10 protein-coding genes are annotated in these 10339 nt (G+C 48.2%); 8 read left to right on the top strand and 2 right to left on the bottom strand.

Annotated features, from left to right (window positions below):
• Nucleotides 1-81: 81 nt before the first annotated feature.
• Both AB7D94_RS14230 and AB7D94_RS14225 read right to left on the bottom strand, forming a co-directional pair.
• Nucleotides 82-2199 carry a HEAT repeat domain-containing protein gene (locus AB7D94_RS14230; protein ID WP_420266605.1) on the bottom strand — a complete coding sequence of 706 codons (2118 nt, stop codon included), beginning with the start codon at nucleotides 2197-2199 and terminating at the stop codon, nucleotides 82-84.
• Nucleotides 2200-2324: 125 nt separating this feature from the next.
• Nucleotides 2325-2717, bottom strand: coding sequence for a Crp/Fnr family transcriptional regulator (locus tag AB7D94_RS14225; protein WP_420266604.1), 393 nt, complete (start codon nucleotides 2715-2717; stop codon nucleotides 2325-2327).
• 146 nt (nucleotides 2718-2863) lie between these two features.
• On the opposite strand from AB7D94_RS14225, the gene AB7D94_RS14220 reads away from it, so the two are divergent.
• The 8 genes from AB7D94_RS14220 to modA all read left to right on the top strand — a co-directional run bounded on the left by AB7D94_RS14220 (nucleotide 2864) and on the right by modA (nucleotide 10245).
• Complete coding sequence (locus tag AB7D94_RS14220) at nucleotides 2864-4159, top strand: NAD(P)/FAD-dependent oxidoreductase (RefSeq protein WP_420266602.1); 1296 nt, start codon at nucleotides 2864-2866, stop codon at nucleotides 4157-4159.
• Complete coding sequence (locus AB7D94_RS14215; protein ID WP_420266601.1) at nucleotides 4156-5730, top strand: glycosyltransferase family 39 protein; 1575 nt, start codon at nucleotides 4156-4158, stop codon at nucleotides 5728-5730. The genes AB7D94_RS14220 and AB7D94_RS14215 overlap by 4 nt, the downstream gene beginning before the upstream one ends.
• 61 nt (nucleotides 5731-5791) lie before the next feature.
• On the top strand, nucleotides 5792-5947 hold the full coding sequence (locus tag AB7D94_RS14210) for a hypothetical protein (protein ID WP_420266600.1): 156 nt from the start codon (nucleotides 5792-5794) through the stop codon (nucleotides 5945-5947).
• Entirely contained in the window at nucleotides 5944-7515 is a 1572-nt protein-coding gene (locus tag AB7D94_RS14205) for an ArnT family glycosyltransferase (protein WP_420266599.1), read from the top strand. Before AB7D94_RS14210 ends, AB7D94_RS14205 begins: the two co-directional genes overlap by 4 nt.
• A gap of 1 nt (nucleotide 7516) precedes the next feature.
• Nucleotides 7517-9118 (top strand): glycosyltransferase family 39 protein, encoded by a 1602-nt coding sequence (locus AB7D94_RS14200; RefSeq protein ID WP_420266597.1) that lies wholly within the window; start codon nucleotides 7517-7519, stop codon nucleotides 9116-9118.
• Between the two features lie 30 nt (nucleotides 9119-9148).
• Entirely contained in the window at nucleotides 9149-9436 is a 288-nt protein-coding gene (locus AB7D94_RS14195; protein ID WP_420266596.1) for a BrnT family toxin, read from the top strand.
• Nucleotides 9387-9701, top strand: coding sequence for a BrnA antitoxin family protein (locus tag AB7D94_RS14190; protein ID WP_420266595.1), 315 nt, complete (start codon nucleotides 9387-9389; stop codon nucleotides 9699-9701). Before AB7D94_RS14195 ends, AB7D94_RS14190 begins: the two co-directional genes overlap by 50 nt.
• A gap of 58 nt (nucleotides 9702-9759) precedes the next feature.
• Entirely contained in the window at nucleotides 9760-10245 is a 486-nt protein-coding gene (gene modA / locus AB7D94_RS14185; RefSeq protein ID WP_420266594.1) for a molybdate ABC transporter substrate-binding protein, read from the top strand.
• Nucleotides 10246-10339: the final 94 nt, after the last annotated feature.

Genomic DNA, 10339 nt, shown 5'->3' with positions numbered 1-10339 from the left:
GCACGGGGGCTTTTAACTCTTTTCGCTTCTCTATGTCGGTTATAGGGATAAATTCTGTCAAACCAAAGCGAAACCGGCCTACTATGTGTTTGTGATAAGATACACCCTGTGAAGTCCGCTGATGCCTTTCAGCTCAAACAGGCCCACGAGCCGGGATTTTATCCCCTCTATCTGTAAGGCGTCCTCAATCACATGTTCCGTCACTAAGACACGGTCAACCAGCGGCAGTTCCTCTTTTTTCATGCTGCCCTCCAGGGGAATTAAATCCTCCCCTTTGACGCCCTCCACGCGAAACGTCATATTGGTGGCAACTCCGAGCCTGTCCCCTTTGGCGTCTATTCTCGTCTCACCCTGGTTTATTGCAAAGCGCAGTTGAATCCTCGCCGAGTCGTCCTGGGTCTCGTTGTGCGCCGCTATCTCTTTCAGGATGGTAAAGGCAAAACGAATCGCGTTAACCACCTTTGGAAATGTTATTAAGAAACCGTCGCCGGTGCTTTTCATAAACCGGCAGCCCTCTTTTGCCGCTATCGGGCGCACCTTCTCCGTTAGTGTCTTTGTGAGATCCAGGGCAAATTGATCGCCGTACTTATTGGCTATGCCCGTGGAGTTGCACAAATCAAGGACGAGGATGGCCTCAGTCTGAATAGACCCCTCAGGCAGCACAAATCCCATCATCGTCTTCAGGGTTTGTTGCTGCTGTTTCCCGTCGCCGGTCTTAAAGACCCTGCCGGTTATTTCCTTGAGGGCATTGACTGCCTCAAGGCGCACTTCGTCTTCGTGGTCGTCAAGCATCTCTTTTAATTTAGTAATCGTGTCGGGATTTTTTAATTTGCCAAGCGCCTTTACAGCGCCCACCCTGACGCGTTTCTCACTGTCGGCAAGCAGGACAAAAAGCGGCTCAATAACCTCCTGCCCGCCTATTGAGGCAAGCGCCGACGGGATGACCCACTTTATTTCGCTATCGTCAAGCACAGAGGAAAGGGCCGCAACAGCGCGCTTGTCCTTCAACGCCCCAAGTGCTGTAACCACCTTCTCCCTCACCCACCAGTCTGTGTCGTTTAATGTCGCAATAAGAGGCTCAAGGGCCAACGGGTCGGTAACTTTATTGAAAAACTCCACGGCGCAACGCCTTACGTTTACATCTGAGGAATCCTTTAACATAGCAATGAAAAACTTGACAATGTTCTCGCCCTTTACCTCTGCAAGCGCGTCTGTCGCTATCTGCCTGACCCACCAATCCGAGTCCTTCATGGCCGCCACAAGTGTGTCCGCCGTGCTTGGGTCTCTGACGTTATTCAGTACATCCACGGCACACCGCCTTACGTTTACATCCTTATCCCTCATCAATTTGATGATATCAGGGACAATACTCGCATCCGCAAGCTGTATGACGCACTCGGTGGACTTTTGTCTTATGACAAGGTCAACATCCTTCAATAGATTAAGCACCGCGGGGGCAGCCCTCTTATCGCCTATCGCCGCGAGGGCCTCAAGCACGGCGCGCTTTAAGAGCGTGTCATCCTCAGCCAGCAACTGTGTAAGAGGGACAACGCACTCAGGGTCTTTCAACACCGCCAACGCCCGCACAGCCTGAATACGCAGAGATAGCGAGGTGTCGGACAAGGCGCTGATTAACAATTTCGTTATACCGGGGGCGTCAGTCTCCCCTAATATCCGTATTATGTTTTTCTTCTGCTCACTGTCACCCTCTCCGTACATCGCCATAAGCATGGGCACGCAAGACTTGCTCCTCAGCGTACACAATAAGTCCACGGCGGCCATTCTGAAATTGCTGTCAGCGCTCCTCAGGTAATCAAGCAGCGGCTGGGCAGCCGCGTCCGCGTATTTTTTCAGTATGAGCTCCTTTGCCGTTCTGCGTATTTCCTCGTTAGGTTCGCCGATGAGCTGCAATATGTCCACCATGTACTGGAAATCGCACAACCTGAAGAGAACCGCCTTGGCCCTTGTCTGATGGAGACGCCTGTTACGAAAGGCGTCAATTATACGTGGATATGCCTTTCTGCCATAAACTACGAGGGCCTCTACCGCCTTTGACTGGTCGCTTTCAGTCTTGGCCTCATTAAGCTCCGCTATAAGTTTCTTTATTTTTGAGCCTTCGAACATGCTATCGCCCGATGTCTTTACTGTGTGGATTACATCCCTGTATTGGCGAGCAGCGTCTTTGAGGTCTGTCAGCACACAACATTACTTTAATAGCACCGCCCGCCTTTTTGTTTAATAGCACCGCCCGCAATCACCTCAATGGCCGCGCCCTCACCCCGCTCTCACCTCAAACGTGCGCTTCATTGCCCGGAAAAGGCGTGTTACTTCTGTTGTTTCAGGTTGTGATTTTCAGCAATCAGTTTCACTACTAAAGAGGACGTCCTTCGCAGCCGTTCTGCCAAAGTATATAGGATATGGCGAAAGTCTTCCGAGGTCTTGTTAATTTCCTCTTCAAGAAAATCCTTGTCTATCAGCCCAAGCTGCACATCCCCTACGGCAATTGCTGAGGCTGAGCGTGGCTGTCTGTCCAGAAAGCTCATCTCACCAAAAAAATCGTCTTTTTCCAACAGCGCTATGTTCAAACTATCGTTGCCTACTTTTTTGGTAATACGAACCTTGCCGGAGATCACCAAATATGTGCCCTCACCATAGCCGCCCTCTTTGATTATCACCTGCCCGTCTTTGTAGGTCTCTTTCACAGCTATTCTTCTCATATAGCCACCCTTGTCATATAGCCACCCTTGTCATTTCTCTTGTTGACCTCTATCTATTTTATTATTTTACCTATCAACAAATTTGCACACGATAAGTATATCATACGGTGGTGGAAAATTAAAACACTAACTGATATAATACCTTAATGAGCGACTCTGTTACAAAGAATAAAGGCGTGAGACCCCGCGTTGTGATAGCCGGAGGGGGGTTTAGCGGGCTTTGGGCGGCCAAAACCCTTGCCAATCAGCCCGTTGACGTAGTCCTTGTAGACAGGAATAACTATCACACCTTTTTACCGCTGCTATATCAGGTGGCGGCGGCGGAACTTGAGCCTGAGGACATCGCATACCCTATAAGGAGTATTTTACGAAAATACACCAATGTCAGGTTCGTCCTTGCTGATATAAAAAAAATTGACTTAGACAAACGAATCCTTCTCAGCACTGACTATGCCATATCGTACGATTATCTTATACTTGCCACCGGAAGCGCTACTCAGTTTTTCGGCACACCTGGCGCCGCCGAATATTCCTTCCAACTGAAGAGTCTTGAGCAGGGCATAACCTTAAGGAATCACATCTTGCGCTGTTTCGAGTACGCCTCCAGAAAAATAGACGACGCCAAAAGACAGCAGCTTCTCACGTTTACAATTGTTGGGGGTGGCCCTACGGGTGTGGAATTCGCAGGGGCGCTGGCCGAACTAATCCACGGCCCGCTGAAAAAAGACTATCCCTCTATAGACTTCGATTACGTAAAAGTGATTCTCATAGAGGCGGCCAACAGCGTCTTGCTCTCGTTTCCTAAGATGCTGCGCGACTACGCCCTTGACAGATTATACCGTATGAAGGTCAATGTCATGCTTGAGACACTTGTGGATAAAGTCACGCCTCTGACCGTTCATCTCAAAGACAAAGACATACTGCCTACGCAAACCGTCGTCTGGACTGCCGGCATTTGCGCTGACCCAATTGCTGAGACATGGGGACTTTCAGCCACGCGAAACGGGCTTCTTATGGTGCTGCCTACGCTTGAGGTCGAGGGACGGCAGGAGATATATGTCATCGGAGACCTATCCTCAATGGAGGACAACAGGCGCCAGCTTCCTATGACCGCCCCTGTGGCGGTTCAACAGGGCGTACAGGCCGCAAAGAATATCCTCGGCAAAATCAATGGCAAACCGGCAAGTCCCTTTGTATATAAGGACAGGGGGGCAATGGTTACAATCGGGCGCAATACGGCCGTGGCGCAGATAGGCAAGAAATCATTTACCGGATTTTTCGCCTGGGTGCTCTGGCTTATTGTCCATCTGATAAATCTAATCGGCTTTCGCAACCGATTGATGGTGTTAATCAACTGGTCAATGGATTACCTGTTATTTGAGCGCGCAATCAGGTTGATTCTGCCCTTGCGAAAGCCGCCTAAGCCGCGAAGCAAGACTTGACCACACCGCTAAGACACGGCGTTGTGGCCGTTTATATTGTCCTCACTATCATTACCGCTATGGCGATGTTTTACAATCTCGGCGGCAGACCTCTCTGGGGGGATGAGGCCGAGACTGCCGTACTTGCCGCAAATGTTATGAAGTATGGGCTGCCTGTAAGCACAGACGGCAAAAATACTATTACCTTGTACGGCAAGGCGGTTGACTCCAACGACAACAACGTCTGGACGTGGCGGCCCTGGCTTGATGAGTACCTGACGGCCGCGTCGTTTTCCATGCTGGGTAAATCAACGGTGGCGGCACGCCTGCCTTTCGCTTTTTTGGGGTTGCTATCTGCCATATTGCTCGCCCGTTTAGTGTATAAAATATACGAAACCCACGAAACAACCATAATAGCCGTGCTGTGCCTTATTACATCAGAGCTGTTTATTCTTCACGCCCGGCAGTGCAGGTACTATTCAGTCGTAATTTTTGCGGAGATTTGGCTCATACTGGGACTATACCGGATTATCAGGGGACGCGGCAGAAGCGGCGCATTTCATATGTCAATGGCCCTTGCCACCGCATTTTATTGTAATTACATTATTGTCATAGGAAATATCATAGCCATTGTGTTTACCGTAATTCTCGTACAAGAACGCCGCCAACGCATTTGGCGGTACGTTATCTCCGGGTTTGCCGCGTTTGCGTTGATGGCCGCGCCGTGGATACTATACGCCAGGCCGTGGAGCCAGGCTGGTCAGCTCAATAACAGGCTCTATATTCCCAAGCTCCATTACTATGCAGTGGAGATAAATTTTCACATGTTTCCATTCGCGCTATTATTAATCCCTGCCGCATACTTTATTTTCAGGCGATTCTCAGGAGGCGGTCAAAATATCTCCATTGAAAAAACGCCGATTCAGCCCGCTCAAAAAGATGTGGAGCTTTTTTTGTGGATTGTAATACCCCTTCAGCTTGCCATAATTTCGATTATGCCGGGGTTGTTTGTGCGCTATTTCGTACCTCTTATCCCTGTGTTTTGTATCCTTCAGGCCGCGCTGCTTGTGAGATATGTCAAAGTCGGCCTTTTGCGATATGCCCTCGTTGGGCTTTTGTGTCTCACCAATATTTTATCCATTTTGGGGCTGTATTTTTTTCGGTATGGCCACAAACCGGCTTTCCCAATAATCAACTTAATGCGCTCTATCGCCACGCCATATGAGGGCAGACTGGACGATGTTGCCGCGTTTCTCAAAAAAGAGGCCACCCCTAACGACTCCATTCTGGTTTTCGATTCCGAATTTCCCCTGATATTTTATACAGATATGAGGATAATTGACGGCAGGTTTATCTCCGGCAGGGATATGCCGCCACCGGACTGGTTTTTCCCGATTGGCCCGTCATGTGTGTTTGATATGAAACCTGACAATATCCCCGATTATTTGTCAAAAGACTTCACGCCGATAGAAATAGAAGTCCACAAATCTAAAAGGGCAGGCAGCATCCCCGACCCTGATAAGTATGAATACTTCACCGCGAAAGAGAAAGAAAAATTCGTCATATATAGAAGAAATTCAGGCACGAAATGAACTCCGATAGATGGTTGATGGTTGTCTGGATTCCTGCTTTCGCAGGAATGACATATTTTTTATGGAAGCAGGGAATATGCCTGGATTGTTGATCAGAGTCGGCAATGTCAGAGGATTTGAATTTTCTTTTTCTGTCATTCCTGCGAAAGCAGGAATCCAGTTTTTATTAGAGGATTTAACTTCAAAAACATCTAAAAGAAAACCAGGCACGAAATGAGTTCCCCCGCAGATATTAAACATATATATCGCGCGGCCATTGGTTTGGCGGTGTTGGCATTTACCGCGTTTATGCTCTTTTACAACCTCGGCGGCAGGCCGTTGTGGGGGGATGAGGCCGAGACTGCCCTGCTTGCGCTGAACATTACAAAATATGGCCTGCCGGTAAACACAGACGGCAAGAACACGATAACGCTGTACGGCCAGTCTGTTGACTCCAATACAAACCATATCTGGACATGGAGGCCGTGGCTTGGCGAGTACCTCGCCGCGGCGTCATTGTCTCTAATGGGTAAATCAACCACCGCTGCACGGCTTCCTTTTGCCGCCTTTGGGTTCATGTCCGTTGTTGCCCTTATGTTTGTGGCCTTTCGTATCTCCGGCGATTATGAAAAGGCGGTGCTTTCGGCCATTATATTTGCCGCAACAGAACTCTTTATCCTTCACACCAGACAGGGACGCTACTATTCGCTGATTATTTTCGGCCAGATATGGCTTATTTACGGGCTTTATCTTGTTTTAAAAAAGGATACTATGCACGGTGTCTGGCACGCCGCCGCGGCACTGTCGCTGCAGTTTTACTGCAACTATGTCGTGGCCCCCGGCAACGTAATCGCCATAGGGATTTGGGCTGTTGTCATACGCAGACGCTATCATAGGCTCTTTTACCGCCTCAGCGTTGGGGCGCTACTGTTTGTATCGGCCTGCCTGCCGTGGCTTTTATACGCGAGGCCCTGGCAACAGGGTGGTTACGCGTCGGGCGGGAATTTCATACAGGGACTTTTGGTTTATTCTAAGGAGATACACTTTCATATTTTTCCATTTACCTTGTTAATATTGCCAACGGTGTATCACATTTACCACCGTGCCAGGGGCGTCCCTGTCGCTTCCTCTGAAACGTCCATCGAGGCGGATATGGGGAAATTGTTTTGGCTCTTCGTACCCATACACGTCTTTGTCGTGTCGTTTGGGCCGGGGCAGAACCTTCGCTACATAACCCCGCTATTTCCTGTATTTGCGATTATCGAAGCGGGGCTATTGATGAGATACGCCAAACCCGCCCTCCTACGGGCTGCCTTAATGATAGTGCTGGTGGCTTCCAATTTTATCCCGGTTTATTCGGCCTACCCGTTTACCGGCGGACACCATGCAAGGCTGACTATCGTGGATTTGATTTCAGAGATTACAACACCCTATACCAATCGTCTTGAGGATGTTGTAAAATTCCTAAAAAAGGAGGCCAGGCCTGATCAGTCTGTTTTCGTTTTTGACCCCGAGTTTCCGCTTATTTTTTATACGGATATGAATATCATTGACGCGCGGTTAGTCAATAGTTTTCCTGCGGACAAATTGCCTGATTGGGTGTTTCCTGTAAGCGCGTCGGGCATCTCCGGCAAGACTGCAATAGCCCCCTCCGAGGTTATTTACAAATACTACGACGCCGTTTCAATACCCGTCCACAACTCAAACAGAAGGGGAGGTGTTCCCGAACCGGACACACACGAATACCTTACCAATCAGGAGATTGTCCAAATGACCGTGTATAAAAGAAAGGGCATGGCGCGATAGTATGTCAAGGGTTGATTGCAGGGCAGCGGCGGCGTATGTGTTCATTTTATTGCTGGCCTTTTTCCTGATATTTTATCACCTCGGCGACAGACTCATGTGGGGAGACGAGGCAGAAACCGCGCTACTTGCCGTTAACATTGATAAGTTTGGTCTGCCCAAGGTCTCTGACGGCGTAAATACCATTACCTATATGGGAGATAACATTGACACGGATAACAACGGCAACTGGACATGGTCGCCGTGGCTCTCTGAATATCTGACCGCGGCGTCTTTCAAATTATTCGGACAGTCAACCACGGTGGCGCGCCTGCCTTTTGCCATAGCAGGATTTTTGTCTGTGGCGCTTATAGCGTTTGTCGTCTATCGAATATATGGCAGCCATGAGATTTCCGTTATGTCTATGTTGTTGCTGTCAACCTCGGAGGTCTTTGTCCTGCATGTGAGGCAGTGCCGTTATTACTCGCTGGTAATATTTGCGGAGATTGTGTTTATTTGGGGCGTTTACATGTTGCTAAAGGGAAGGCGGGTGGCAGGGATTGCGCTTGCGGCGGCGGCCCTTACGATTCAGTTTTATGGCAATTATATAGTTGTTGCCGGAAGTGTGGCAGCGTTTGTTGTGCTTGCCGTGATTAGTTACAAAAGATATGACAGGCTCTGGCGCTCTGCCTCTGCCATATTTATCTTTTTTACCCTGACAGCCCTACCGTGGATAGTCTATGCAAGGCCGTGGCGGCAGGCCGGATATGCCGGCAGGGAAAATATCGCCGAGAAAGTCGTCTATTATCTGTGGGAGATGAATTTTCACATAGTTGCCCTTGTAATTTTTATAGTGCCGCCTATATATATTCTTATTACATCCCCAAACGACAACCGTCAGAGGCAGCCCGCCGATGATATAGAGATGTTTTTATGGATATTGATTCCCTCTGTGGCGGCCAGTGTTTCTGTTGCGCCCGGTGTATATCTGCGTTATCTCCTGCCATTGCTTCCGGCAGTCTATGTCTTACAGTCGGTCATATTAATAAGATACATCGGCAGTAAGGCAATTCGATATATCCTTGTCCTCACTTTATGTCTTACCAACTATGCGGCTTACTATCCACTTTATCCTATAAAATTACTCGACCCGTCAAACGTACCATTTAAAATACATCAACCAAGACTGTCCCTGCCGACGCTTATACGTGAGACGTACGCCCCGTACGCTGACCGCACAGGGGATGTCGTAAGATTTTTAAAGAAAGAAGGCGCCGATGGCCAATCTGTTTATATTGCCGATTCAGGGATGTCCTTAATATTTTATAACGGGATGAGGGTTATTAACGCCAAAAGTGAACAAATAGGAAATCTGAAAGAACTTCCCGATTGGATATTTACAGAGAGTGTCGCGGTACAGGCCAAAAAGGCCCCCCCAATATATCCACCTAAAGAAATTGCCGACAATTATATCCCAATATCTCTGAAGGTTCACGCGTCGGGCAAGAGTGGAAGCATCCCTGAACCGGACATGCACGAGTCCTTTGCGTCAAAAGACATGGAGGAGTTGCTTGTCTTCAGGAAGAAGGCCGATAAAGTTCAAACAGCGGTACAAAAAAAGTATTGACAGTAGTAATTACATTATGTAATTATAATTATGTCGTTTGAATGGGATGAACAAAAACGATCCGTAAACCTTGTGAAGCATGGAATAGACTTCAAGGCGGCGAAGTTTATTTTTGACGGACAGACTATAGAGATGACTGATACCCGCCGCGATTACGGCGAAGAGCGTATAGGTGCCTATGGCGAAGTCAACGGCGTTTTGATTTTTGTGGTTTACACACGGCGCGGGGACAACCGCCGGATAATAAGCGCAAGGAAGGCAGGAACCCATGAGCAAGAAGCATACTACGCACGCATTAAAAAAAGCGCAACCGATTGATGACAAGACAGATTGGGCACGGGTTGCGGCAATGACTGATACAGAAATCGAACATGCTGTTGTCAGTGACCCCGACACGTTTATTCCCGATTCCAGGTGGTTTGATAAAGCTCAGATTGTCATGCCCAAAACCAAAGAAATGGTAACGTTGCGCTTAGACCCTGATGTCTTGAAATGGTTCAAACATGATGGGAGAGGCTATCAAACCCGTATTAACGCCGTGTTACGGGCGTTTGTAGCAGCGCAGGAACACAGAATAAGATAGCCTCAGAATCTTACTATTCGGTAAACTTTATGGTGAGATGAACCATATGGAGGAAGGTATGAAGATTTTGAAGTCATTGCTATTTGCGGTTTTGTTATTTGTGGTATTTGTGCAAACAGGTGCAGCCAAACCTCAAAAAGAAATAACCATTTCTGCGGCGATAAGTTTAAAAAATGCCTTTGAAGAGTTGGGAAGGCTTTACGAGGCAAACAACAACGTGGTTAAGATAACATTTAATTTCGGTGCATCCGGCGATTTGGTGAAACAGATTGAAGGAGGTGCGCCGGTTGATGCCTTTGCCTCGGCTGCACAGAAGGATATGGATGAAGCGGAAAAAAAGGGATTAATAGTTAGTGGGTCGAAAGTTAACTTTGCGGAAAACACTATAGTGCTGATAACTCCGGCCAATACTCAGGGAAACTCCATCAGCCAGATAAAACCCTTTGAATATCTGAAGGCTGGTGAAGTAAGGAAAATTGCTATAGGAAATCCCAAAACAGTACCCGCGGGCAGAGGTGGATGCGGGAGTTGTCTACTCAACTGATGATGAAAGAAGAGGGACGCTCTGACAAGAAGAAGTCCTAGTGGATATTCCAGGGTATGATTTCCTTGAGTCTGTGGCAGGGATAGTACATGTT

The organism is Candidatus Magnetominusculus dajiuhuensis (genome assembly GCF_046044395.1).
Taxonomy (GTDB): Bacteria; Nitrospirota; Thermodesulfovibrionia; order Thermodesulfovibrionales; family Magnetobacteriaceae; genus Magnetominusculus; species Magnetominusculus dajiuhuensis.
The sequence above is the reverse complement of the archived record's forward strand: the minus strand, read 5'-3'. Positions and strand labels throughout refer to the sequence as shown.